At 59.8% G+C, this 22178-nt stretch carries 29 protein-coding genes; 9 read left to right on the forward strand and 20 right to left on the reverse strand.

The window, feature by feature from the left end; all coding sequences use genetic code 11:
• Positions 1-405 precede the first annotated feature (405 nt).
• Positions 406-1911 (forward strand): cysteine--tRNA ligase, encoded by a 1506-nt coding sequence (cysS, locus tag NW808_RS01735; protein WP_414420073.1) that lies wholly within the window; start codon positions 406-408, stop codon positions 1909-1911.
• Positions 1912-1929: 18 nt separating this feature from the next.
• On the opposite strand, the gene NW808_RS01740 is transcribed toward cysS, so the two are convergent.
• The 8 genes from NW808_RS01740 to NW808_RS01775 form a co-directional block, all read right to left on the reverse strand.
• Positions 1930-3453 carry a S10 family peptidase gene (locus tag NW808_RS01740; protein WP_414420074.1) on the reverse strand — a complete coding sequence of 508 codons (1524 nt, stop codon included), beginning with the start codon at positions 3451-3453 and terminating at the stop codon, positions 1930-1932.
• Between the two features lie 129 nt (positions 3454-3582).
• Positions 3583-4176, reverse strand: coding sequence for a hypothetical protein (locus NW808_RS01745; RefSeq protein ID WP_414409948.1), 594 nt, complete (start codon positions 4174-4176; stop codon positions 3583-3585).
• 211 nt (positions 4177-4387) lie between these two features.
• The gene (sufU, locus tag NW808_RS01750; protein ID WP_414420075.1) at positions 4388-4876 is read right to left on the reverse strand and encodes a Fe-S cluster assembly sulfur transfer protein SufU; all 489 of its coding nucleotides are present in this window, start codon (positions 4874-4876) and stop codon (positions 4388-4390) included.
• A gap of 252 nt (positions 4877-5128) precedes the next feature.
• Positions 5129-5836 (reverse strand): DUF1995 family protein, encoded by a 708-nt coding sequence (locus NW808_RS01755; RefSeq protein WP_414420076.1) that lies wholly within the window; start codon positions 5834-5836, stop codon positions 5129-5131.
• Positions 5837-5849: 13 nt separating this feature from the next.
• Complete coding sequence (locus tag NW808_RS01760; protein WP_414405948.1) at positions 5850-6308, reverse strand: GUN4 domain-containing protein; 459 nt, start codon at positions 6306-6308, stop codon at positions 5850-5852.
• A gap of 40 nt (positions 6309-6348) precedes the next feature.
• Positions 6349-6876 carry a hypothetical protein gene (locus NW808_RS01765; protein ID WP_414420077.1) on the reverse strand — a complete coding sequence of 176 codons (528 nt, stop codon included), beginning with the start codon at positions 6874-6876 and terminating at the stop codon, positions 6349-6351.
• A 109-nt stretch (positions 6877-6985) separates the two neighbouring features.
• Positions 6986-9040, reverse strand: coding sequence for a bifunctional metallophosphatase/5'-nucleotidase (locus tag NW808_RS01770; protein WP_414420078.1), 2055 nt, complete (start codon positions 9038-9040; stop codon positions 6986-6988).
• An 87-nt stretch (positions 9041-9127) separates the two neighbouring features.
• Positions 9128-9448 carry an MGMT family protein gene (locus NW808_RS01775; protein WP_414394488.1) on the reverse strand — a complete coding sequence of 107 codons (321 nt, stop codon included), beginning with the start codon at positions 9446-9448 and terminating at the stop codon, positions 9128-9130.
• 66 nt (positions 9449-9514) lie between these two features.
• On the opposite strand from NW808_RS01775, the gene NW808_RS01780 reads away from it, so the two are divergent.
• The 3 genes from NW808_RS01780 to ndk all read left to right on the forward strand — a co-directional run bounded on the left by NW808_RS01780 (position 9515) and on the right by ndk (position 11277).
• The gene (locus NW808_RS01780) at positions 9515-10012 is read left to right on the forward strand and encodes a hypothetical protein (RefSeq protein WP_414420079.1); all 498 of its coding nucleotides are present in this window, start codon (positions 9515-9517) and stop codon (positions 10010-10012) included.
• A gap of 49 nt (positions 10013-10061) precedes the next feature.
• Positions 10062-10733 (forward strand): HupE/UreJ family protein, encoded by a 672-nt coding sequence (locus tag NW808_RS01785; protein ID WP_414420080.1) that lies wholly within the window; start codon positions 10062-10064, stop codon positions 10731-10733.
• A gap of 88 nt (positions 10734-10821) precedes the next feature.
• On the forward strand, positions 10822-11277 hold the full coding sequence (gene ndk, locus NW808_RS01790; RefSeq protein WP_414394494.1) for a nucleoside-diphosphate kinase: 456 nt from the start codon (positions 10822-10824) through the stop codon (positions 11275-11277).
• A gap of 20 nt (positions 11278-11297) precedes the next feature.
• On the opposite strand, the gene NW808_RS01795 is transcribed toward ndk, so the two are convergent.
• Together NW808_RS01795 and NW808_RS01800 are read right to left on the reverse strand one after the other, a co-directional pair.
• On the reverse strand, positions 11298-11723 hold the full coding sequence (locus NW808_RS01795; protein ID WP_414409942.1) for an NfeD family protein: 426 nt from the start codon (positions 11721-11723) through the stop codon (positions 11298-11300).
• Positions 11724-11783: 60 nt separating this feature from the next.
• A complete protein-coding gene (locus NW808_RS01800; RefSeq protein ID WP_414394500.1) occupies positions 11784-12017 on the reverse strand; it encodes a hypothetical protein in 234 nt (77 codons plus the stop codon).
• Between the two features lie 133 nt (positions 12018-12150).
• Here NW808_RS01800 and NW808_RS01805 point away from each other — a divergent pair, with 133 nt between their 5' ends.
• Entirely contained in the window at positions 12151-12345 is a 195-nt protein-coding gene (locus NW808_RS01805) for a hypothetical protein (protein WP_414420081.1), read from the forward strand.
• On the opposite strand, the gene NW808_RS01810 is transcribed toward NW808_RS01805, so the two are convergent.
• The 3 genes from NW808_RS01810 to NW808_RS01820 are packed head-to-tail and all read right to left on the reverse strand — an operon-like array spanning position 12321 to position 14374.
• Positions 12321-13412 carry an SAM-dependent methyltransferase gene (locus NW808_RS01810; protein WP_414405942.1) on the reverse strand — a complete coding sequence of 364 codons (1092 nt, stop codon included), beginning with the start codon at positions 13410-13412 and terminating at the stop codon, positions 12321-12323. The genes NW808_RS01805 and NW808_RS01810 overlap by 25 nt on opposite strands.
• A complete protein-coding gene (gene leuD / locus NW808_RS01815) occupies positions 13391-13996 on the reverse strand; it encodes a 3-isopropylmalate dehydratase small subunit (protein WP_414420082.1) in 606 nt (201 codons plus the stop codon). Before leuD ends, NW808_RS01810 begins: the two co-directional genes overlap by 22 nt.
• A 48-nt stretch (positions 13997-14044) precedes the next feature.
• A complete protein-coding gene (locus NW808_RS01820) occupies positions 14045-14374 on the reverse strand; it encodes a phasin family protein (RefSeq protein ID WP_414394511.1) in 330 nt (109 codons plus the stop codon).
• 301 nt (positions 14375-14675) lie between these two features.
• Here NW808_RS01820 and NW808_RS01825 point away from each other — a divergent pair, with 301 nt between their 5' ends.
• On the forward strand, positions 14676-14972 hold the full coding sequence (locus tag NW808_RS01825; protein WP_414394512.1) for a hypothetical protein: 297 nt from the start codon (positions 14676-14678) through the stop codon (positions 14970-14972).
• Positions 14973-15094: 122 nt separating this feature from the next.
• Positions 15095-15406 (forward strand): hypothetical protein, encoded by a 312-nt coding sequence (locus tag NW808_RS01830; RefSeq protein WP_414420083.1) that lies wholly within the window; start codon positions 15095-15097, stop codon positions 15404-15406.
• Here the strand turns inward: NW808_RS01830 and NW808_RS01835 are convergent.
• The 5 genes from NW808_RS01835 to NW808_RS01855 all read right to left on the reverse strand — a co-directional run bounded on the left by NW808_RS01835 (position 15394) and on the right by NW808_RS01855 (position 18928).
• Positions 15394-16746 (reverse strand): serine/threonine protein kinase, encoded by a 1353-nt coding sequence (locus NW808_RS01835; protein WP_414420084.1) that lies wholly within the window; start codon positions 16744-16746, stop codon positions 15394-15396. The two genes, NW808_RS01830 and NW808_RS01835, sit on opposite strands and share 13 nt — an antisense overlap.
• Positions 16747-16858: 112 nt before the next feature.
• Positions 16859-17452 carry a chorismate pyruvate-lyase family protein gene (locus tag NW808_RS01840; RefSeq protein WP_414420085.1) on the reverse strand — a complete coding sequence of 198 codons (594 nt, stop codon included), beginning with the start codon at positions 17450-17452 and terminating at the stop codon, positions 16859-16861.
• A 171-nt stretch (positions 17453-17623) separates the two neighbouring features.
• Entirely contained in the window at positions 17624-18127 is a 504-nt protein-coding gene (locus NW808_RS01845; RefSeq protein ID WP_414420086.1) for an AbrB family transcriptional regulator, read from the reverse strand.
• 29 nt (positions 18128-18156) lie between these two features.
• Positions 18157-18573, reverse strand: coding sequence for a Fur family transcriptional regulator (locus NW808_RS01850; protein WP_414420087.1), 417 nt, complete (start codon positions 18571-18573; stop codon positions 18157-18159).
• Positions 18574-18604: 31 nt separating this feature from the next.
• Positions 18605-18928 (reverse strand): DUF1825 family protein, encoded by a 324-nt coding sequence (locus NW808_RS01855; RefSeq protein ID WP_414394812.1) that lies wholly within the window; start codon positions 18926-18928, stop codon positions 18605-18607.
• Positions 18929-19052: 124 nt separating this feature from the next.
• On the opposite strand from NW808_RS01855, the gene cobT reads away from it, so the two are divergent.
• Positions 19053-20180, forward strand: coding sequence for a nicotinate mononucleotide-dependent phosphoribosyltransferase CobT (gene cobT, locus NW808_RS01860; RefSeq protein WP_414420088.1), 1128 nt, complete (start codon positions 19053-19055; stop codon positions 20178-20180).
• Here cobT and clpS read toward each other — a convergent pair.
• Positions 20129-20440, reverse strand: coding sequence for an ATP-dependent Clp protease adapter ClpS (clpS, locus tag NW808_RS01865; protein ID WP_414409933.1), 312 nt, complete (start codon positions 20438-20440; stop codon positions 20129-20131). The two genes, cobT and clpS, sit on opposite strands and share 52 nt — an antisense overlap.
• 259 nt (positions 20441-20699) lie before the next feature.
• The gene (locus NW808_RS01870) at positions 20700-21101 is read right to left on the reverse strand and encodes a hypothetical protein (RefSeq protein WP_414420089.1); all 402 of its coding nucleotides are present in this window, start codon (positions 21099-21101) and stop codon (positions 20700-20702) included.
• A 73-nt stretch (positions 21102-21174) separates the two neighbouring features.
• On the opposite strand from NW808_RS01870, the gene NW808_RS01875 reads away from it, so the two are divergent.
• On the forward strand, positions 21175-21849 hold the full coding sequence (locus NW808_RS01875; RefSeq protein ID WP_414420090.1) for a RibD family protein: 675 nt from the start codon (positions 21175-21177) through the stop codon (positions 21847-21849).
• The last annotated feature ends 329 nt before the right edge of the window (positions 21850-22178 follow it).

Genomic DNA, 22178 nt, shown 5'->3' on the forward strand with positions numbered 1-22178 from the left:
GGTCTCTAACCAATCCTCGGCTGGAGAGAAAGCCCTCGGGATGTCTAGCTCCTCCCTCTGGGAATTTGAGAGCGTCGATTTTGGAGGCATCCTCACACCAACGGCTAGAGTGCAAGAGAAGAAGCCAAAAACAAGGCAATAGGCCCCTGGCAATGAGCTGCCTTTGCAAGCGGCAAGGCTCAAGCCAATGTAACGAAGCTTTGTACTCAGGTTAGGTTACCGTAGTTAGTAAATCTAGACAAGTCTTCGCAGGTAATCTCCGCTAAGATGCTTGTCCTGCAATGATTCCAGCCTTCTACCCCTTGCGATTTTGCCTAGCCTCATCCAAGGGAGGAGGAAAGCGCTTCTTGGAAACAGAGCCCACTTTGCTGTATCTGAAACTACAACTACAAACTGGGACTTTCCATGGCTTTGGTTGTCTATAACACCTTGGCCCGGCGCAAAGAAGTATTTCAGCCCCTGTCTGCCGCGGAAACGCCCCCTGGGGAGAAGCCTTTGGTGCGGATGTATGTCTGCGGCGTTACGGTTTACGACCTCTGCCACCTGGGCCATGCGCGCACCTATGTGGTGTGGGATACAGTGCGCCGCTACCTAGAGTGGCGCGGTTACCGGGTCAAGTATGTGCAGAACTTTACCGATGTGGACGACAAGATCCTCAAGCGGGCGCTGGAGCGGGGCGAGTCGATGCAGGCGGTGGCAGAACGCTTCATCGCCGAGTATTTCCAGGACATGGATCGCCTCAACATCAAGCGGGCCGATCTCTACCCCCGGGTAACTCGCTCCCTGCCGGCAATCTTTGAGCTAATCCAGTCCCTGGAGCTCAAGGGCTTTGCCTATCGAGTGCGGGCTTGCCAGGAGAGAATCTCAGGCTATGACGTCTACTACGCCGTCCGTAAATTCCCGGCTTACGGTCAGCTCTCCGGTTGCAAGCTGGAGGAGCTGGAGGCAGGGGCCAGTGGCCGGGTAGGAGAGGAAGGAGCCGGCAAACGGGATCCCTTCGATTTTGCCCTTTGGAAAGCGGCTCCCCCCTCGGAGCCGGGGTTTGAGTCCCCTTGGGGCTGGGGGCGGCCAGGGTGGCACATCGAATGCTCTGCCATGGTGCGGGAAAACCTGGGGGATCACATCGACATCCACGCTGGCGGTGCAGACCTCATCTTTCCCCACCACGAGAACGAGCTGGCCCAATCGGAGCCGATTACTGGCAAGCCGCTAGCCAAGTACTGGCTGCACAACGGCTTTGTCAAGGTCAACGGCGAGAAGATGTCCAAATCGTTGGGCAACTTTACCACCCTGCGCCAGGCCCTTGCCCTCTACCACCCCATGGCCCTGCGGCTGTTCTTGTTGCAGACCCACTACCGCAGCCCGATTGACCTCACCGAGGCTGGAATGCAGGCGGCTAGCCGCGGCTGGGAAACCCTCGAGAAAGGGATCCACTGCGCCCAGCAGTTCTGCCAAGGGGAGACGGCCTCCCCTGCTGCCGAGGCCATGCAAGCCTTCCAGGAGGCCATGGACGATGACTTTGGCACCCCTGGGGCACTGGCTCTTGCTTTTGAACTGGCCAAGGAACTTATCCGCGAGCACAACCTGTTGACCCACGAGGGCTGCACCCACCTGGAGCCGCAGGTGCTAAGGCAAAAAGGCGCCGCTCTGCTGGAGATCCTGGCCACCCTAGGCTTCTGCTGGACCCAGCCTGCCACTGCGCAGGGATCTGAGAAAGGCGTTGCCAAGGGAGAACTGGCCAAGCTTCCACCTCTTGAAGATGCGCAGATTGAGGAGCTGGTGGCCCAACGCACGGCAGCCCGCAGGGCAAAGAACTTTGCCGAGGCGGATCGGATTCGAGAGCAGCTAAAGGCCTTGGGGATTACCCTTATCGATCAAAAAGATGGCACCACTCGTTGGCTGCGGGAGTAGGAAGCCTGGGGTAGCGGTCTATCTTGAAAGGCTAGCGGTGGCCTGGCGGTAGAACTCGCGCATCTCAGCAAACCACTCAGCCCGCGAGGGATCCCAGGTGTAAAACATGTGGCCGCCGCGGTAGTGGCGCAAGCGGAGGTTGGCCTTGAGGCGGGGATCCAACTTCATCAAATCCACCAAGTGGTTGGAGGCAAAGTAGGGCGTAACCAAATCGTAAAAGCCGTGATGGATGCTCACCTGCATGTGGGGGTTGAGGGCCATGCTGCTGCGCAGCTCGTCCATGGCGCCAATGAAGCCCTGCTTCAGCTCCCCCTTGGGAGTAAAGCGCCACGACTTGAACACCTCCAGGTTGAGGAGGTGGTAAGTTAGCTCCGTCTCCACCTGCAAGGTCTCCCGCAGGTGACTGTTGATGGCAGCAGTAAACAGGCGATCTATCCCATCCAGGGTGGGATCGGATCCCTCGAAGGTAGGTCGATCCGGAAAGGGATCCACGGTAGTTACAGAAGCGTCGTAAAGCCCCAACACCAGCCGCTGGGAGCGCAACAGCTCGCGGGCAAAGCTAGCCGGGTCGATCCGCCCCCCTTTGTGGGCCACATACTCCGCCGACAGGCCGATCCCTGCCGCCATCTCGGCGTAGATAGCCTGCCGCTCTGCCTCCGGCATCGCCTCCCCCATGGCCAGAAGAGGCAACAGATGTTGCCGGGCAAAGTTTTCCGCTTTGGGCAGCAGGATCTGCAAATCCTCCCCCCAGCCACATCGCCCATGATGGGCCGCCGTGGCTACATAGGAAGGGAAAAGCATGGCCCAGGTGCTGAGGTTGTAGTCGTTGGCCTCCAGCAACCCAAACTCAAGCGCTGGCGAAATGAGAATCGCCCCTGAGAGGCCCACGCCAAACTTGGACTGCAGCTCCTTGGCCAGCCGTGCTACCCGGAACCCCCCGTAGCTCTCACCGGCGATAAAAATCGGAGAGAGCCAGCGTTTGTGGCGCGAGAGGAAGCCCTGGATAAACTCGCCCAAGGACTGGAGATCCCGCTCCACATCCCAGAAGGGCGCTTCTTTGGGAGGCTCCTCCTTGTCCTGCGGCTGAGCAGGCTTGGGGGCAGAGGTTGCCGCCGCTTCCTGGGACGCTTTGGAGGATTGGGAGTCTTCGGTGAGGGCGCGGCTAAAGCCGGTTCCTACTGGATCAACAAAAACTAGGTCGGTAAAGGGCAGCCAACTTTCGGCGTTATCCACCAGTTGCACCGGCGAGGGCGGCAGACTGCCGTTGGGCCCAAAGCGGATGCGTTTCGGCCCCAGGGATCCCATGTGCAGATAGGCAGAGGCAGCCCCTGGCCCTCCATTGAAAACAAAGGTAAGAGGGCGGTGCCGGGGGTCAGAGTTCTGCTGCAAGTAGGCGACGTGGAAGATCTCTGCTACGGGCTTTTCTCGGCGGAAGAGCCTTTGCCAGCCAGCCAAGGCCTTGTAGGGGAAGGGCTCTCCGCCAGCGGTAAAGATGTGCTCAGTAACGTGCAGGGCAGGGGTGGACTTGGGTTCTACTGCCATAGTCTGAGGTTCCTCCATTGGGGCAGAGCGCTGGGCGTAAATGCCGGGGCTTGCGCTGCCTTTAGCTTCCCCCTACCACTGGGCTAGAGGGATCCCCTAGCTGGCTAGATGAAGCAACGTCCACCAATCCTACAAAGCCAGCGGAGCTTCTAAGGTCAAATAAAAAGACTGACCAGGACGCAGCACCACTACCTGGGGAGCGGTAACATTCCCCACCACTACTCCAGCTACCGCGCCCCCCAGAACGTTACCTGGCGAGAGGTTGCCTGTGAGGGCCCCCAGCAACACGCCAGCGGCTGCCCCGATAGCCGCATCTTCGGCAATGGCCCTAGGTGTGTACTGCCGGGGATCCTTCTCGTCGGGAAGGACGCTGGAAGAAGCCCGCAGGCTATAGGTGCGACCGCCAAGGACAATGGAGGTGGCCACAAAGCGGGATCCACCGGGGGCTGGCTCCATTTGTCCGAAAACGCGACTGCCGGCTGGGATGACCAAACGCCCCTGGCTGTCGAAAATGTTCTGAGTAACAGCCACCTCCAGAGGATAGATGGTGTCTGGATAAAAGTACTGCGGTCCTTCGCTGCTGAGGCTGCCGACAGGGATAATGGTCCCCTGATCAAGGCGGTAGGTCCCCAACTCGAAAAGGGCCTGCGCCTTCACCGGCAAAGAGACTAGCCCAGGGATCCCGGTTAAACCAATTGCGGCTGCTACTAGAATGGCTCTCATCGCAAAATCTCCTGTTAGATAGAGGCTCACAGCCCTTCCGCGCTAGCCAGCCTGTTTCCTCTACATTTTATCCAGTCAAGGTTTCGGCTCTTTCTCCGAGCCGAGCAGCCTTGCCTTCAACTTTGAGCAGTTCTAGTTGCCTCCTTCTGTGCTCTTGGGGCAGCTAAGGTCTCACTGCAAGTTAAGATTTATCGGTTTGAGCCATGAGGATTCAGTCAATGCTTTCGTTGCTAACAAAACCTGGCTCCTCTACAGAGTCATCGGTTGCAGGGGATTGCAGCGCATGTTTGAGAGCATGCCAAGCCAGGTTGGCACACTTGATGCGCACTGGGAACTGGGCGACTCCCTTCATGGCATTGAGGGAGCGATACTCCTGAGGGAACTCTTCGCCGCCGCGCATCATGGCCTGGAAGCGCTCCACCAACTGTAGAGCTTCGGGGATGGTACGCCCCCGCACGGCATCAGCCATCAAATCGGCGGAAGCCAGAGCAATAGCACAACCTTCTCCCTCGAATTTGATATCGACGATCCGCTCCTGGTTGGGATCCAGTTGCAAAGTGAGGTCAATAGTGTCGCCACAGGAGGGGTTGTGGCCGCGTTGGTGGCGATGAACTGGATTTACCCTGCCAAAGTTGCGAGGCTTTTTGTAGCGCTCGAGAATAACTTGTTGATAGAGTCCGCGCAGGTTGTCAAGAGGCATCGTTGTTCCCAGGTCGCCGCTTTGGCCGGAGAGATAAAAACCTCAGGAGCCTAACTTAATCTTAACTTCGCTCCTGGCAAAGTTGGGCTTGCAAAGGGGGCAATCCCCATCTGCTTTAGGCAGGAGCCATGGCGAGGCTACTTTGGGGAGCGTGGCTCCCCCACAAGCTGTGGCTAAGTCGGTGGCCAAACCAGCAAGGGGCTTACGGTCGGCTAGAACCAGCAGAGGTCTAGTCGGGGCCGCAAACGGCTTTCAGAGGAATCCCAACCAGCGCCGCCAGCTCCACCAGGGAACTCCTTTTCGGCGAGCCTGGAACAGCTCGGCCACTTCTTCGCCACTGGGCCGGGCTCTAAAGGTCTGGAGGACGCTGTAGAGGCCGGACTCCTCCTGCTGCCACACGCTCCAGGGATCCGGATAGGCGCGAAACAGCGCCCCTTCCGCCAGCGAGCGCAGGTAGTAGCTGGTCTCAAAGGTACTCAGGAAGCGTTGGCGCAGCCGCCGACCGGCTAACCCTACTCCTACCGTGGCCGCATCCTGGAGCTGCGGGTTGAGGAGAACAACGGGCTTGGGATCCCTGCTGCTGACCGCCTGGCAAACCCGCTCCACCTGATCCAAGTTGTAGACGGCGGGCATGACGAAGAGAAGGCTCTGGTCTGGGGTGGGCTGGGTACGGGCCGTCAGGCTCTGCAGTTCCACCCCTTCGGGCAGGGATCCCCACTCCCGCTGGGCCAGCGCTGCTCCGCCGGCATCACTAAACAACACCAAGGCCGGTGGCTGGAGCAACTGCAAGAACGGACGAGCCAAGACTTCTGGCTTAATCTCCGGAGCGAGGATCTCGATGAGCAGGCGGCGATACCCTGCTTGTATGGCCAGCTGTGTGGCCTGGATGGCCTGCTCACAGGCCTGGGCTAGGTCGACAGGTAAATTAGGAAATTGGGCTAGTTGTAGGTGCTCGGTCACAGGCCAATCCAACTTAAGATTCTTCCCAAGCCCTGTGGGTGAGTAACTCCTCCAACACCCGCACCCCCCGCAGTTGGTTGGAAAGGGGCAGGTGGCCCTTGGGCGCAGACAGATCCCAGGTAAACTCGTCAGGGTAGCGGGTCCAGTGGTAGCCTTGCTTCCAGCCAATGAGCGACCAAAAGCGCTCCCAATTGCGATTTACCCCCAGCCATAGCTGCCGCTGCACCGAGTAGCCAAAGCGATCTCCGGAAGCTGCCCGCCAGAGGCGATCGATGGTGCGCAGATCCTCTGCCGGGATCCGGCTCACCTCGGAAAAATACAGCCAGCCCCGCCGCACTGCCCCCTCTCCTGCTGCGCGACACAATAGTTGCAGACTTAGGCGATCCGCCTCCCGCCAGGCTCCCGCCGACAACAACTCCTGCAAAGGCCGGTAGTCGATGTTCAGGGCTGAGATCAGAGGGACGGTTACCATTGCCCAGCTGCCAAAGGTCTTCCTCGATATCTTAGTCCCCTCAGCTTTCGGGCGGGTACCGGGGTGGATCCCCGAGGAGGAGGCGATAGCCAATGTAGGCTACCCCCAACAGCCCCGCCAGGATCCACAGGAAAGTCGAGAAGGGTAGGTAGGAAAAGAAGACAACATAAACCCGGCGGCTGAGCCAAGAAAAAATCAGATAGGCTGCCGCTAAAATGCCGATCCCTTGCAGCGTGCGAAAAGCTGGCACCCGCGAGAGGGGCATGCGCTGGCGGGCCACCCAGATGGAGGCGAGGAAATAGTAAGGAGGAACCAGCAACAGGAACATATTCGCCTGCTTCACCACCGCTTCCCAGCCGGCTGTGTTGGTGGCGTAGGCCAAGTAACCCGCCCAGAAGACAAGGCTTACCGCTGCCAAGCCGAGGTTTAGGCTGAGCAGAAACGGCTCTTCCCACTGCCCAGGGATCCAGTGGCAGAGAACCCAAACCAACCAGGGGGCAGCAAAGAGCAAGAGGGCAATCGTCAAGCCGTTGTCGTTGAGCTGAGTAAAAAACGTTTCCAGGGTCATGAGGGCGAGAGGAGGGAAGGTGGGTTTTGCTCGATAGTAGTGTAATTCCAATCCAATGCTAACCCCCTCCCCACCTAGGGAAGGGGCAGCGTGCCTGAACCGGCTCCGACTACAAACCCTGCAGCACCGTATCCTGGCGCACCGAGAGGTTCTGGATGCGGGTATCCTGGGCAGCCGGGGTGTCGGCTTGAGTAAACACGCCGATCTGCCGCAAGTACCGAGCCAGAGCGTCCTGCTCGCTGCCAGGGGTATCGAAGGTGAGGCCGGAGCCGGGGGCCAAGTTCACCCGGTTGGGGTTGGACAGGCGCGGGAAGGGATAGTCATCCCCACCGTTGGCCAAGAAGTCCAGCGTCACCATGCGGAAGCTACGGCGGGGATCTCCCTGCAACTGGCCGTTGCGCACCACCACATCCGGGCCCCTGGGCGTATCCACCCGCAGGGAGATGACGCGGGATCCCGGTGGCCGCGAGGGATCGAAGCTGAAGGCAAAGCCGCCAACCTGCGGGAAGCGGCCCGGTGTAGCTCCTGGCTGGGTTTGGGCCACCCCATGTTCTACTATCTGCTTGAGCTCCTCGGCGGTGACAGTCACCAAGGACAGACCGTTGTTGAAAGCAAGAGCAGTTTCAATATCCAATTGCGAAATTTGGCCCGCCTGCTTGCCAGCCTCAGGGTTGGCCACCGGAGGGATCCGCCGTACTGGCTCGCCGCCGCCGCCGGTGGTAGCCCCAATGGGAGCGCGAATGCCGCCGCCGTTTTTGAGGGAGATGACGGTGGTGGGGTCAACAGTTCTGGCGTAGGCCAAGTTGGCATCAGCCGTGAGGTTGCCCAAGTTGGTTTCCTCAGTGCGCACCTCGGCCCGCAGGCCGTTGAGGAATTGGGTGGTAGAGCCAAAGGTACGGCCATCCTTGGCGCGGATGATGCTGCCGATTTCGTTGGCAATCCGCACCACCTCGGGATTGGGAGTGCCGCGCACGGCTGCCACCCCTTGGTCATCGGTGGCGTAGGCGCCGCTCACCGGATCGATGCGGGCAATCACCCCGTTGGCGTCGAAGCTAACCACCAAGCGGCCCACGTAACGGTAGTTGGCGCCGGTGTTCACCACTGCCACCGGCTGACCGCTAGCCGAGGTGCGCAAAATGGGGTAGTCGCCCGTGCGCACATCCTCGGGGCGCAGGCGGTCAGTGGGCTTGGCAAGGACGCGGTGGGAGCCACCCGCAATGATGACATCGACATCCCGCAGCTGGGTGGCCAGGGTCACCTCATTCTGGAGTTGCTGCAGGTGGGCTAGGAGGATGATCTTATTGATGCCCTGCGCAGTGAGTTGGTTAACGAAGTTTTGGATGAGGGCAGCATTGACCTGGTCGGTGTCGTCCACCCTGCCTTCCACCCTCACCTCAGGGCCGGGGCTAGAAATAGCAGCTAGGCGCGTGGTCGTGGCTCCCACCAGGCCGATTCGCTCTCCTCCCACGGTAATCACTGCTGTCTTGACGATCTTGCCGCGGATGGAGCTGGCCTCTTGGCCATCGCCAGCAAAGTCAGAGCTGGCCAACTCACCAGTGCCGCTGAAGCTGAGGTTGGCGCTCAAATAGGGAAAGCGGGCACCTGCGTAGCCGCGGCTGGTGTCGGGTCGGATCAAGTCGCGAATTTGGCGCGTGCCTTGGTCAAACTCGTGGTTGCCAAAGGCAGCCGCCTCGAAACCGATAGCGTTGAGGATTTCCATGTCGGCTTTGCCAGGGGTGCGGTCATACCGGCCCCGCAGCGAGGGATCCGCGCTGGCGTTGTAGAAGGGGCTGGGAATGTAGTTGTCGCCGCTGGAGAGCACCACCGTGTTGGGAAACTGAGGCCGCAGCGCATTGATCACCGCGGAGAAGCGAGGCGCATCCTGAACCGCGGCAACCGAAGCCTCGAGATCGCTAGCGTGCAAGATCTGCAGGGTAAAGGTGGGCGGCTGAGAGGAGAGCCTAACGTTGGGATCTGAGGCGATAAACCCTGCCCCGCCGCCGGCTGGAGGAACTGAGCTGCTGTCGGTGGTACCGCAGGCGCTGGCCAGGCTCAGCAGCAAGCAGCACAGCCCAACCCGCAGGAACTTGGCCAGAGCGTTCAGCCAAGCTGGAAGCCCTCCCTCAGCAGGGGCAGCCCCTCGAGCACGACCAGCTGGTTTCATGACCACTCAAGACGCATCCGCATTCACGTTACCAAGGCTGGACAGGAGATTTCGCTATGACCTGTTTAAGGTTAGGTCAAGCGCAGGTTAAGCTTCCCGGGGATCCCAGCCAAACTGCTGCAGATCCACCCGACCTTCGGCGTCAAAGGGGATCCCTTCAGCTTGGAGTAGGACTTTTTGCAAGTCGTCGTAGCCAAGGCGAAAGGGGGAGTAGGAAATGCGCCCTTGGGCGTTGATTACCCGATGCCAGGGGATGTCGGTCTCTTGACCTTGCAGGCGAAACAGGGCATAGCCCACCTGTCGGGCATAGCCAGGACAGCCGGCAAGCCGCGCCACCTGCCCATAGGTAGCTACACGCCCCGGCGGGATCCGCCGCACGACTTCATAGAAGCGCTGGTAGAGGCTCACAGGGATCCCTCCCTAAACTCTGTAGACAATGGAATTGGCTGATGACGGGCACCGACCCTTTAACCTATGGGCTACCTAATTGCGGTACTGCCGGATCGCCTGGCTGCCGAGGCGGCCTACAGCGCCCTGGAACAGGCCGGTTTCCCCCTGGAGCGATTGCACCTACTGGGGCGGGGCTACAAAACTGCGGATGAGTTTGGGCTAATCGACCCGGCCCAAGCCGCGCGTCGCCAGATGCAGCGCCTGGCCATTTGGCTAGTGCCCTTTGGCTTTTTGGCGGGGGTGGGGTTTAGTCTCCTCAGCGGCCTGGATACCTCCCTGGGCAACCATCTGATCGGCGGCCTGTTGGGTGCGCTGGGCGGGGCCATGGGCAGCTTTTTTGTGGGGGGCAGGGTGGGCCTGACCAGTGGCTCCGGCGATGCCTTGGCCTACCGCAACCGCCTCAATGCGGGTAAGTACGTACTCATTGTGGAGGAAGAGAATGAAACCCGCCTCCGCGAGGCCACGCGGATCTTGCGCCAATTTGAGCCGGAGAACCTGCAGGGGTACAGAGAGCGCCCCTAGACTGGGAGATCTGGGCAGCTATTGAGAGAACTCAGGGAGGTCCAAAAGCATGTCCTGGCTGTGGCAGCAAGTCCCATCGCCGCTTGGGCGGTGGCGGAAGGAAGGGATCCCCAGCTTTGCCGCTGCTGGGGGTGCACTGGCAGTTACGGGGTTTTTTTCGCCGGCTTCTGCCCACCACGCCCTGGGAGGGAAACTGCCTGCAACGGCCTGGGAGGGATTTCTCTCCGGGCTGGCTCACCCTGTCATTGGCTTGGATCACCTGGCCTTCGTCGTGGCCATCGGTCTTGTGGCGGCGGGGCAGCCCTGGCGCTACGGGATCCCTTTGGGCTTTGTGTTGGCAGGTCTGGTGGGCACTGGGATCCACCTGGCCGGCTGGGACCCCCTGGGACTGACGGAGCTGGCCATTGCCTCTTCCGTGGTTCTCTTCGGCTTGCTGCTGGTGCAACCGCGGCAGATCCCAAGTTGGCTCTTGCTAATAGGGGGATCCCTGGCGGGGCTATTCCATGGCTATGCCTACGCCGAAACCATTATCGGCGCCCAACCCATGCCTTGGGTGGGATATCTACTGGGGTTGAGCACCGTCCAGTATGGGGTAGCTCTCCTGGCCCTTTGGGCAGCAGAACGCTGGGGGTTGCGGATCCCTGGCTTAACTCGCTGGGCCGGCTGGGCGATTACAGTGGTGGGGGCTGCCTTCCTGATCTTGGCAGTGGTGGGCGGGTAAAAAGCGCTAATTTTGCTCCCTTGCGCTTGGGATCCCCGATCCGGTACAAGGATAACGGTGAAGATAGGTAACAACAAGGGGAGATCCCATGGAGCGCACCTTTATCGCCATCAAGCCGGACGGCGTGCAGCGGGGTCTAGTGGGCACCATTATCCAGCGCCTGGAAAGTCGGGGCTACCAATTGGTAGGCCTGAAGCTGGTGCAGGTAAGCCAAGAGCTGGCAGAAGCCCACTATGCTGAACACAGGGAGCGCCCCTTCTTCCCCAGTTTGGTCAAGTTTATTACCTCGGGGCCGGTGGTGGCTATGGTTTGGCAGGGCAAAGGGGTGATTGCTGCTGCTCGTAAGCTAATCGGCAAAACCAATCCCCTAGAAGCCGAGCCAGGCACCATCCGTGGCGACTTTGGTATTGACATTGGCCGCAACCTTGTCCATGGTTCTGATGGCCCGGAAACCGCCCAGCGGGAGATTGCCCTCTGGTTCCGAGATTCCGAGCTGGTGAACTGGATCCCTGCTGCCCAAAGCTGGATTTACGAAGAGCCCTGAATGGCAGAGAGCTCCAAGCCTCAAGATTCAAGCAGCTGGTTTGGCATCACAATGAGGGTATTGCCCTTGCGATCGACCACGTATACCTCCTGGCCGGGTTGGATCTCCACGTCAGGAATACTGCATTTGGCGTTCCAGGTGGAGCCAAGATAGGAGACTCGCCCCTGCTTCCCTGGCGGAATGGCTGTAACTGCCCGCGCTTCCCGCGATTCTTTCAGGATATCCTCCAACTGGGCCGGGCCCTTAGGTACCAGGCGTTGGCTGAGGAGGATCAGCGCAATCGAGAGCAGCACCCAGGCCAAGAACTGGGCCCAAGCCGGCAGCCCCCAATAAGCCAAAAGAGCAGCCCCCAGCGCCGCCACACCCGTTGGACCAGCCACCAGCCCCGGCAAAAACAGCTCAGAGGCAACCAGAAGCAAGCCAAAGGCAAGCCAAGGCCATACCATAGAGCCCAAGGATCCCACTACGTTTATTATGAGCCGCGGCACCTGGAGGCTGGGCAGGGACTAGCCGCCTAGGCGGTAGTTCTCCAAAAACTGCAAGGGATCTTCCTGGGGAGGAGTCTTGGGCAGGTTCCTGGACTCGGCAAGCCGCATGAGCGTCTCCCAGTCTGTATTCATGATGAAGTCCACCGCTCGACGGGCTGCCTCTCGGTGGGGGCAGGCCTCGCCCAGGACACATCCATCCCGGCACAGTGTGGCGCAGTCGTGCTCAAAGCTCTGGGGATCCGGGCCAGCCATAGGGTCTTCCTCTCCTGCGGTTTCATCTTCTCTTTAGGATACCTGAAGAGAATCTTGCGCTTGCCGGGGATCAGAGCTGACGGGGATAGGGTAGAGGGGGTGAGGAGAGCCGCTCAAGAGGAGCAGCAATTCCATGGAGTTTGCACAACTGCAGGCCCTAGTAGAGCAGGCCCTAGAAGATAGGAAGTTAACCCGCACTGAGTTGGATCAAATCGTCAGCGCTATCCGCTCCGATGGCAAAATCTCCCCCGAGGAGCTGCACTTGCTAGAGTCCATCCGCGAGAAGGTGCTGCACCGGGAAATTCAGGTAGTGGAAACCGCCGATTGAGCTCCCTTTCGCAAGTAGAGGGTGACTTCGCTGCGGTTATGGAACAGGTGGCGTGCCCTCACCACGGCAAAGGTACTGCTTAGGATATCGAGCGTTTGCTGCAGCACCCGCAGGCGGCGGCGGGAGGGAAGTTTTAAGGTCATCAGGGCTGCCCCCTCTGGCTCCAGATGAGGGGCAAAGGCTGTCATCAGGTGGGCAGAGGTGCGGCCATCCAGGCGCATGTCGTTGAGGATGAGGTGAAACCGCTCCCTACAGCGGGCCAGGTAGGCTTGAGCGCTGAGGCGATGGTAACAAATGCCGGCATCGGAGTGGAGACGCTCGTCCAATGCCGCCGGATCCACCGCTGTTACCTCCTGCCCGTAGAGGCGCAGGATACGCGACCATCCCCCTGGTGCTGCCCCCAGATCTAAAGCCCGCCCTCCTGGCTGCAAAGGGATGTGGAACACCTGGATGGCTTCCAGCAACTTGAACTCAGAGCGGCTAATCTGACCGGGATCGCGGCGGAAGCGATGGATGCCGCCCGCCCAGTTGGAGAGGTTTTGCTCAGCCAGCGACAAGCCTAGCCAAACTCGGATCCCTGTCGAGTTAGCCAGGATCACCACCGAGATCACCTGTTGGGGATCCCTGACCTGCAGCGGCGATCCCACTGCCGCCACTACCTGGGCTGCCAGGGCTTCGTTGATCTGAAAGGGCTTGAAGTTGAGCTTGCCAAATAGGCGCGTCTGTACGGAAAAGCTGAGGGCCGGGTTGATGGCGGCCAGCAGCTCTTCATCTAGGCGGAGTCCTGCCAGGGATCCCTCGTCCAGCCAAAGCTCCCGCTGGATGGGACAGATGTGGCGCAAAAAAATAGGTGGGTTGGCCTGCCAGCTCTGGGCAAGGTCGGCAAAGGAACGCCGGCTGCACACCCACATCAACCCCGTGGCCTCGGGAAGGAGCTGGACGACGGCCTCTGGATCCGCAGCCACGATTTCCCGCCTTGCCAGATCCAGAAACTTTGGGTCAGCGCTGCCCAGCCACTGGTGGGTAGCAGGGGAAAGCGACCTGCTCAGCGGGCTCCTCGCTGCCATCGCAGGTAGGGCAAAGAGGCAGCTACCTCCTGAATGCGGTCGCGGGCAGCTAGCAGCTGCGCCGTGGCATCCCAAGTGCCCTGCACCAGCATCTGCCAAGCCCCCTGGGGGATCTCGACGGCGGCGGCGTTGTCTTCCCAGCGCACCTGTTTGTTGAGGAGATCCAGCGTTAACTGGAGCTCTGGGTTTCTGGCCACTGCCTCTTGGAGAGTTTGAATCACGCTCGCAGGCGCTGTGACACAGGGGATCCCTAGAGTCAGGCAGTTGCCGAAAAAGATCTCGGCAAAGCTTTCGCCAATGAGGGCTCGAATCCCCCACTTGGCCAGGGCTTGGGGGGCATGCTCTCGACTGGAGCCACAGCCAAAGTTGGCGTTGACCAGTAAAATCTCCGCACCCTGGTACTGAGGCAGGTCAAAGGGGTGCTGGCCAGCCGCTTGGGCGCGGTCGTCAGCAAACACGTGCTGGCCCAAGCCGTCAAAGGTGACGCATTTGAGGAAGCGGGCCGGGATGATCCGGTCGGTGTCAATGTCATTGCCCACCAGCGGGATCCCTCGGCCTGTGATGCTTAAAACTTCGCTTGCCATGCAAACTCTTGCGGGAACTTCAGCCTCAGCCTAGAGATTGGCTAACGGTCAGAAGCGGCGGTAGAGCTGGTTCTCCAAGTTGCGCACTTGTCGCTCCAGGCGATCCAACCGCCCGCGCAGCTCGTCCATTTCCGACTGGCAAGGCACGCCTAAGTCCTGCAAAACGTTGCGCACCTGCCGCTGTACGTAGGATTCCAGGTTGCTCTGTTCAGATTTCACCTGGTTGAGCAGGTTGTTGAGGAGGTTAGAGGCCTCTTCTGAGCTAAGCTGCCCCTTTTGCACCAGCTCATCGGCAGCCTTCTTCAACTGCTCCGCTAGCAGCGTAGTGGTGCCAACGCCCACGAGCAAGAGCTGACGTAAGATACTGTTGTTGTCCAATGCTGCCCTCCCGAGAACGCTTGACCAACGGCACGGGTCTCCATGACCAAAGACCGGATTTCCAGCCCCCTTCTTCAGGACGGTTTCTGCCATCATAACAAATGGCCTCTGCCAACTCAAAAGAGTACTTGGGCTTCGGCCCAGAACTGTTGCTGGCAGCGCGGAGCGCCTGCAGGAATCCTTGCCCTCAGTGAAAACGCCAAAGCGCTGGCAATAGCGTTGAGCATTCCCTAAAAGATGCGGGAAGATCAGGAGTAAGGGACCGGGATCCCACTACTATCTCGTTTGCTGAGGAAACCCAATGCACGACCTGGACAGTTTGCCAGAACCGGTAGCCAATGCCCTGATCAAAAGCCTGCTTACGGATCTGGAACGGTTGATCAACCAGCATGGTTTGTCCGAGGTTTTGGTGGGGTTGGCCATGTATTGCAATGTGCAGTTCAAGGCCAAGCTCAATAAGCCCAACCGCACTGAGAAAGATGAGGAGCTGGGGTTTTACTTCCGCGACGCTGCCAAAGCCCTAGAGGTAGCAGCCAGCCTCACCTACCGCACCATCGATCGCTCCCAGCCTAGCCAGCCGGCCCAACCCAACGCCTAGACACCAGCGATCTTGCCGTCATCCCCAACTGCTCTCCTTGAGGGAGAGAGGAAGGGATTTAGGCTGACAAGAGATCCCTTGCAGTTTTTATCCTGGTGGGCAAAAGTCTAGCGAGGCCGAGCGTGAAAATTGTTTGGGAGCGCAGCATTTACGCAGGCAATGGCCGCGTGCCCTGCGTTATCTGCGGCGGATGGGTCACCCCCATCCAGAGGAAGGGGCAGCAGGTGCTGCTGGCGGTAGTCTACAACGACCGCGGCCAAATCTATGGCGAGATCTGCCGCAGTTGCCTCAGCCTGGGGGCCAAGGGCATCAAAGAGTATCTCCGAGAGCGGATTGCCCGCCTGAGGAGGCAACTGCAAGACCTGGAGGAGCTAGAGCGGGAAGAGGTGCAATTGCCCACCTTGGAGCAGGAGCTGAGCGCTTACCTGGACTGAGGGCTACCCTTTCTGCCGCTCAATCGAGTTAGCCAACGGTTCAGTCCGAAGTCAACCCCTCCAGCTCTAGCTCTTGCAGACCCTTTAGCTTGCCCTTGCGGTTGCCTGCCCGGATGTCCGATCACCCGATCTTGATTGGAATCGCGTCGGGTAAGGATCAGCTCCAGCCGGTCAATATGGGCTTGCCGACCAGGGGTAACTCCGCGAAAACGAACCACTTCTAGGGATTCGATATTCAGGTGAGTCTTACCGGATGAGCTGGAAAGGATCTTGATCACCATCGCCAACCCCTCCTTCCATAAGGGCAGCATGAACAGGACGGCCGCCAGATTCACCGGAAAAGGGGCAAGCACAACTGCCATGATTGCGAAAAAGGCAATGAAAGCGTTCCAAACGATGGCGAACAAAACCAAGGCGCGGAGTTGATTGGCCCGGATCACCTCCTCATAGATCTGTTCGGGCTTGTGCAGTTGAATCCGGCTGTCTGCCGGCTGTTGAGGAGAAAGGGCGGCTGTTGCTGAAGCAACCGGCAGCGGTCGGCGATCCAACTGCTCCAGCGCCTCCAGGGCCTGCCGGGCGGAGGCGGGACGATTCGCCACCAGAGGCTCCGTCAACCACCGCAGCCAGTCGCGAAAAGGTGGACTCAGTTGCACCACTTGCTCAAACCCAATTCGGGATCCCTCCTGGGGCAAGTCCGCCGGATGCTGGCCCGTGAGCAGGTGAATCAGCGTGGCGCCCAGGCTGTAGAGATCGGAGGCGGGCACAGTTCTGCCGCCAAATTGCTCCAGGGGCATGTAGCCGTAGCTTCCCACCACCGTGTAGGATCCCTGCTCCCGGGGGGCAGCAGCCTGCACAGAGCCAAAATCCACCAGGTACACCTGCCCGTCGGCTGCCAACAGAATGTTGCTGGGCTTGAGATCCCGGTGGATGACCGGCGGATGGAGTTCGTGGAGGTAGATGAGGATGCGCAGCAGCTTCTGCGCCAAGTCGCGCACCTCCGGCTCGGCAAAATGCCGCCCTCGCTCCATCCACTCCTGCAGGGAGGGAGCCTCGATGTAGCTTTGCACCAGCGCCAGGCCGCGCCCCCCTTTCAGAGCAATCTCAAAGCAATCGCGGTACCGGGGAATGGCTGGGTGGGAGAGGGTCTGTAGGACTTGGGCTTCCCGCTCAAACAGCTTCAGATTGTCCCAGTTGAAATCCGGCCCAAACAGGAGCAGCTTGATCACAACTGGCTCTGAGGTGAGGAGATCCCGTGCCAGGTAGGTGTGTCTGCCACTGCGCTTGCTCAGCCGCCGCTCCAGTTGATACCGCTGGCGCAAAACGGGAAGCTCTGGAGCCATACTCCTTTGCTTCTGGGGCCCTTTTTTTGCTCAGCTCCATAGTAGCCGCTCACCCAAACCCACCTGCAGCAGGCTAACGGCACCAAGGGCAGCCGTGCGTTTTGGATTTGCCCTAGCCAGTCAAAAACTTGGCCCCTAGGCGCGAGGAGAAAACTTCGTAAATAACCGTCAAAGGTTGGCCTCGGTGCAGCAAAAGATAATGCCTAGCCCAGAAAGGGCCAGGACAGTTGAGCAGCCGGGCAATGGGCTCAGCTTCGCCGTAGTAGAGGCGACGCACCTCGCGAAAGGTCTCCAGTTTTTCTTGGATTAGATTTTGGCCGATGGGCAAATCGGGATGGGGCAAGTATCGAGCCAGATGTTCCGCGTTCCACCAAGAGGTGGCATAGAGCAAGGGCTGTTGCGAGGCCGCTCCGCCCAGCCAAACCCGCCGCCGCATCAAGGGGGATCCCAGCCGCGCCAGATCCCTAGCCAGTTGTGGCATGGACTTGGGGACAGCGCTTTGCTCGGCCAGCAGCTCGACCTGGACTGTATCTAACAGATGGGCCTGAATTGGTTCCAGGGTCAGAGTGGCCAGATTGCGAGTGGTCAAGCCATCCCCCAGCAGCAACAACCGCAACAAGGGATCCACCCCTAGCAGCTCCGGCTGAAGGGGGTCAGCCTCTCCCTGCCACTGCAACCGCAGCGGCCACCACTCGGCTTGACCCATGTTGCCTAGGAAAGTCTCCTTGGCAGAGCCAGCCGAGGGCCAAGGGGATATTGCCCCAGGAGCATGGTCGATGGAGAGAGGGGGAGAAAGTTCCAAGATGGCGGTGCGGTTGTGAAGTTCTGTATCGACCCCTAGTCTAGCCCACTCCCCCTCTCCTCTCCGAGGACTTTCCTAGCTCGTACCTGGCTGAATCAGCAGCCGCACCACCCAGGGGACGACCACGATGACGCTAATTAGACGAGCTAGGTGCATAACTACCACCGTGCTGGCCTGGGCCCCCATGTCCAGGGCAATTAAGCTCATATCAGAGATACCCCCTGGGGCCGTGCCCAAGATGGCAGTAAGGCGCTCGATCCCCAACCAGCGGGAGATCAAAAACCCCGATAGAACGCCGGTGCTCACCGCAATCACGGTACACACTAGGGCTGGCCGCCACAGATCCTTGAGGGCGAGCAATGTCTCGGCGGTAAGCTTACTGCCCAAGAGAATACCCAGTATCACCTGCAGGACAAAGCGGATTCCAGGTGGAGGAGTGGGAATTGGGATGGCCCCCCAGACATTGACCAAGCCGACTGCCACCATCGAGCCTACTAGAGCTCCTGCTGGCAGCCTCAGCTTGACTGCAATCAAGGCGCCTGCCAACCCAATCAACACCGTCCAGAGATAGCTCATCATTGTGGCTTGGCCTCAAGGCAAGAGGATGACTAGCAATTGGGGTTGGGCCTGCTCCCTCCACGGCATTCGGCGCAGATGCCGTAGAAGTCAAGCACATGGTACTCGATAACAAATTGGTAACGGCTAGCAAGCTGCTCCTCCAGATCCCCCACGGGACAATCTGGCAGAGGCACCACCCGCCGACATTCGGTGCAGATCAGGTGATGGCGACTGTGGCCGTTGCTGGGCAGAAGCTGGTAGTAGGTTTGCTGATCCCCCAAGTGGACGGCCTGCAGCTTGCCCTCGTTGCGCAGCGCCTCCAAGACCCGATAGACAGTGGCCAAGCCCACCATGTGGCTGGCATTGCGCAGCTTCAGGAAAATCTCCTGGGCCGAGAGGGGCCGCTCGCTTTGCTCCAACACCTCCAGGATCAATTTGCGGTTGCGGGTCTGGCGGGAGGAGGACATGAGCCTTTTCCCTTGGGGGTTACTGGGAGAGTCAGCGCTCAGCGTCGGCTTCAGCTTTCATGCGCTCCAGGGTTTGGTGCATTTGGTCAAACATTTGGCTAAGAGAGAGCCCCAACCCCCCCAGTTGGGTTTGCAATTGCTTAATGGTCAGTTGGGCCATAAAATCGTCGGAAAGCTCCAGCCGCTTCATGAAAATGCGCTGGCGCTCCAGCAACTCTTCCATGTGCTGGATAAAGATTTTTTTGCCTTCCCGGTCAAATTGACCGTAGCGCTCACCAAGTCGCATCAGGTTTTGGAAATCCCGAAACAGTTGCTTAGCTTCTTCCTGAACAATCTCCGAGTCGAAGAAGCCCATGGCTTTCCCCTTGCCCCCAACAAACGACATCCGATATACCTATCCTATCCGATTGCCTTGGGGAATGCAGGCGTTGCTATCCTCTGGCCAGTGCGGGATCCCGTCCTGTAGGTAATTATTGGCTATGCTCCTCCTTCCCTGTGTTAAGGCTTACACTCAGCCGGCTTTGGCCCAGCAGTGGTGCCAACGGGTACAGGGATCCCGACCTCTGTTTTTGGCCTGCCTGGGGTTTACGGAAACAGCCCTTATTCCAGGCATCTCTGCTGCTGGCGCCACGCCCTCTCTGCGGCGCTACACCGCCCTGGCTGATGGGGAGGTGCTGCTGACTGGCCGTTCTTGCCGCTTGCCCACCTCGCCCGAGGGCTATCCCTCGCCAGTGGTCATCAGCCGCGCTGTCTTGAGCGAGCTAGGGATCCCCTGCCGCGTGTTCGACTGTGGTCTGCTAGAGCCTTTGCCAGGCGCAGAGAAGGTGCCTTCGGGAGGGCCAGCCCGCTGTCTGAGCACCGGCCAGGCTTTGTCCTCGGAGCAGGTGAGATCCCTGTGGCAGGAGGGGTATGAGCGGGGATCCCAACTGGAAGCCAGCTACTGCGTCGTCGGAGAGTGCGTGGCCGGCGGTACTGCAACAGCGCTGGCGGTGCTGCTAGGGCTGGGCTGGCAGGCAAACGGCATGGTCAACAGCAGCCATCCAGTTTGTAACCACGCCCAAAAGCTGGCCTTGGCCCAGCGGGGTCTAGCCAATCTCTCCCCCACTGCCCCTGCGCCAGAGGTAGTGGCTGCCGTGGGGGATCCTGTGCAACCCTTCATCGCCGGGCTAGCCATGGCAGCCGCCCAGCGGGGGCCGGTGCTGCTGGCGGGAGGAACGCAAATGCTGGCGGTGCTGGCCCTAATGCGGCGCTGGGGAGAAGAGGAAGGGATCCCCTGGCCCCCTGAAAACGTGGTGGTGGGCACCACCCGCTGGGTGGCGGAGGATCCCTCTGGCAACACAGTGGCTCTGGCGGAGCTGTTGGGCAATGTCTGCCTCTTGGCCACCCAACTAAGCTTTGCCCAGAGTCGCTACTCCTCTCTTCAAGCCTATGAGCGAGGCTATGTCAAAGAGGGAGTAGGGGCTGGCGGCCTGGCAATTGCCAGCAGCTTGTATGCTGGCTGGGGTCAGGCAGAGCTATTGGCTGCCGTTGAGCGCAGCTACGAGCACCTGCTGCTTCAGGCCGGCTCCAGCGGAGCCATCGTCAGACCCTCCCGCAGCAACTGCTGATGGTAGAGCTCCGCTTGCTCCTGTGGGCCGACCCAGACAACGGCCTGCCCTTCCCTGTCCACCTGCATTGTCAGTTGCCGCGCCAAGGGCAAAGTCATGCCGGGGATGTACTTGAGCAAGCATTCGGTAACGTGCTGGAAGGTGTTGATGTCGTCGTCTAGGACGATCACTTTGAAGTTGGGGTAGGGTTTGCGAACCCGTGTTGTAACCGAAGACAACTGCTGCATGGTACGGGTTGGAGTTTCCGTGATTGCGGTCATGGCAGCTCAGGAGTGAGACAACCTCTAGGTGCTTGGAACTAATGACCCAGCTTCCGGCAGCGGCCTCTTGACCACTCAAGCCAAGCTGTGAAAGCCGCCCGCTTGTGATTTTTCTGAAATCTCTACTACTAGTTTAGTTTTAGCCAGTTTTGTGACTAGGGTCAGCCTGGGCCTGCTTGCGGATTCCCGCACCAGTTTCTTGCGGAAGCGCTGCAGATGCTTGCCGCTGCTGGGATCCAAGCGGATTCTGGCAGAACTTCTAGTCCCCAGAGGGCCGTCGTTCTTGACTTTGGGCAAACTGTTGCAGCTGCCGCAGCATTAGCAGTTGGCCTAAGCCCAAGGGCAGAAGTGAGACGGCCTCTACCCGCAACTGCACCCAGCCGTTCCCCCACCGCCAGTCGCAGTAGCCATCGGCACCACCCCACATCACCAGCCGCAGCCGTTGGGGCAGCAGGATTTCCACCTGGTGCAGGATGGAGATAGGGCCCCACTGGGCGGCAAAGGTGCTGCCTTGCTCTAGCTTGGGGGGAAGGGATCCCTGCAGTTGCTGCGGCCAAATCCACTGCTGCAGAAGTTCCACCTCCGTTAGACAGCGCTGCAGAGTCGAGGAGCTGGCCTCGACAGCGATGCGGATAGTGGAGGACTGGAGCGTTCCTAGCATATAACCCTGGAGCCAGGGCATAGGCCGGTCAATACTCCTGAGTCTATCCTGGTCGATTGCCAAAGATCTGCCTTTGAAAGCCCCTCGTCCCCACCTGGTGGCCATCTTGGCCCAAAGTCTGGATGGCAAGCTCGCCGCCCACCGCGGGCAAAAACCCCACTTCCCTAGCCCTGAAGACTATCGGCACCTGGAAACCCAAGCTGCTCGGCAACAGGCTTTAATCATGGGGGCAGCCACGCTGCGGGCCTACGGCACCGCTCTCCGCCTGCGGGATCCGGAGCTCATCCAACGCCGAATTGCACAGGGTCTCCCCCCTCAGCCCCTGACGATCATCTGTTCCGGCAGCGGCGAGATTCCGGAAGAGTTGCCGTTTTTTCGCCAGCCCCTCACTCGCTGGCTGTGGACGACGCCGGCGGGCTCCCGCCAGTGGCAGGGACGGCCCGGTTTTGCCGAGATCTGGGTGGCCGCGGATTGGGATTTGACCGCTCGCCTAGCCCGCCTGCGGCAGCGGGGGATCGAACGGGTGGGCCTCCTGGGCGGGGGGCGGCTCTTGGGGGCGTTTTTGCAGGCGCAAGCCTTGGATGAGCTGTGGGTGACGCTGGCGCCAGTGCTGCTGAGTGGCTACGCTGATGCCCCGGCTAGCATCGAGGGCTGGCAACTGCAGGGATCCCCGCCCCGCCTGGAGTTGCTTGAGTGCCGCCGCGGTTCCCAAGAGCTGTTTTTGCACTATCGAGTTGAGTGGAGCTGAGGGAGCAGTCGAGAAAATTTTTTTGGACACATTGAGATTTCCCAAAAATCCACAGGTTTTCCCCAGACTTTCCACAGGCAGGCGGGTTGTTTTCCACAACGTCTTTCGCTCTAGAAGCCGCCTCGAAGGGTTCTGTGGAAAAGTTGCCCTTGCTAAGGTTCACGCGATTACACCTTGAGAAACGTAACGGGATCGCGCCGCTTTTTCCGATCCCATCAAGGCCACGGGAGAGCTCTGGTTCTGTTGGATACTCCCGCCTAGGATTGACATCCCCCCTAGGGCAGAGGGCAGAATAGCCCCACCCGAGGTGAGGAGGAGGCTTCCCCGGC

Origin of the sequence: Synechococcus sp. W70.1, from assembly GCF_047461515.1 — a bacterium.
In the GTDB taxonomy this organism is placed as follows: Bacteria; Cyanobacteriota; Cyanobacteriia; order Thermostichales; family Thermostichaceae; genus Thermostichus.

Bases quoted from the DNA above. Each gene is read 5' to 3' on its own strand.
- cysS (WP_414420073.1), top strand. From the start codon at position 406: ATGGCTTTGGTTGTCTATAACACCTTGGCCCGGCGCAAAGAAGTATTT.
- NW808_RS01740 (WP_414420074.1), bottom strand. From the start codon at position 3,453: ATGGCAGTAGAACCCAAGTCCACCCCTGCCCTGCACGTTACTGAGCAC.
- NW808_RS01745 (WP_414409948.1), bottom strand. From the start codon at position 4,176: ATGAGAGCCATTCTAGTAGCAGCCGCAATTGGTTTAACCGGGATCCCT.
- sufU (WP_414420075.1), bottom strand. From the start codon at position 4,876: ATGCCTCTTGACAACCTGCGCGGACTCTATCAACAAGTTATTCTCGAG.
- NW808_RS01760 (WP_414405948.1), bottom strand. From the start codon at position 6,308: ATGGTAACCGTCCCTCTGATCTCAGCCCTGAACATCGACTACCGGCCT.
- NW808_RS01765 (WP_414420077.1), bottom strand. From the start codon at position 6,876: ATGACCCTGGAAACGTTTTTTACTCAGCTCAACGACAACGGCTTGACG.
- NW808_RS01770 (WP_414420078.1), bottom strand. From the start codon at position 9,040: ATGAAACCAGCTGGTCGTGCTCGAGGGGCTGCCCCTGCTGAGGGAGGG.
- NW808_RS01780 (WP_414420079.1), top strand. From the start codon at position 9,515: ATGGGCTACCTAATTGCGGTACTGCCGGATCGCCTGGCTGCCGAGGCG.
- NW808_RS01785 (WP_414420080.1), top strand. From the start codon at position 10,062: ATGTCCTGGCTGTGGCAGCAAGTCCCATCGCCGCTTGGGCGGTGGCGG.
- ndk (WP_414394494.1), top strand. From the start codon at position 10,822: ATGGAGCGCACCTTTATCGCCATCAAGCCGGACGGCGTGCAGCGGGGT.
- NW808_RS01795 (WP_414409942.1), bottom strand. From the start codon at position 11,723: ATGGTATGGCCTTGGCTTGCCTTTGGCTTGCTTCTGGTTGCCTCTGAG.
- NW808_RS01800 (WP_414394500.1), bottom strand. From the start codon at position 12,017: ATGGCTGGCCCGGATCCCCAGAGCTTTGAGCACGACTGCGCCACACTG.
- NW808_RS01805 (WP_414420081.1), top strand. From the start codon at position 12,151: ATGGAGTTTGCACAACTGCAGGCCCTAGTAGAGCAGGCCCTAGAAGAT.
- NW808_RS01810 (WP_414405942.1), bottom strand. From the start codon at position 13,412: ATGGCAGCGAGGAGCCCGCTGAGCAGGTCGCTTTCCCCTGCTACCCAC.
- leuD (WP_414420082.1), bottom strand. From the start codon at position 13,996: ATGGCAAGCGAAGTTTTAAGCATCACAGGCCGAGGGATCCCGCTGGTG.
- NW808_RS01825 (WP_414394512.1), top strand. From the start codon at position 14,676: ATGCACGACCTGGACAGTTTGCCAGAACCGGTAGCCAATGCCCTGATC.
- NW808_RS01835 (WP_414420084.1), bottom strand. From the start codon at position 16,746: ATGGCTCCAGAGCTTCCCGTTTTGCGCCAGCGGTATCAACTGGAGCGG.
- NW808_RS01840 (WP_414420085.1), bottom strand. From the start codon at position 17,452: ATGGGTCAAGCCGAGTGGTGGCCGCTGCGGTTGCAGTGGCAGGGAGAG.
- NW808_RS01845 (WP_414420086.1), bottom strand. From the start codon at position 18,127: ATGATGAGCTATCTCTGGACGGTGTTGATTGGGTTGGCAGGCGCCTTG.
- NW808_RS01850 (WP_414420087.1), bottom strand. From the start codon at position 18,573: ATGTCCTCCTCCCGCCAGACCCGCAACCGCAAATTGATCCTGGAGGTG.
- NW808_RS01855 (WP_414394812.1), bottom strand. From the start codon at position 18,928: ATGGGCTTCTTCGACTCGGAGATTGTTCAGGAAGAAGCTAAGCAACTG.
- cobT (WP_414420088.1), top strand. From the start codon at position 19,053: ATGCTCCTCCTTCCCTGTGTTAAGGCTTACACTCAGCCGGCTTTGGCC.
- clpS (WP_414409933.1), bottom strand. From the start codon at position 20,440: ATGACCGCAATCACGGAAACTCCAACCCGTACCATGCAGCAGTTGTCT.
- NW808_RS01870 (WP_414420089.1), bottom strand. From the start codon at position 21,101: ATGCTAGGAACGCTCCAGTCCTCCACTATCCGCATCGCTGTCGAGGCC.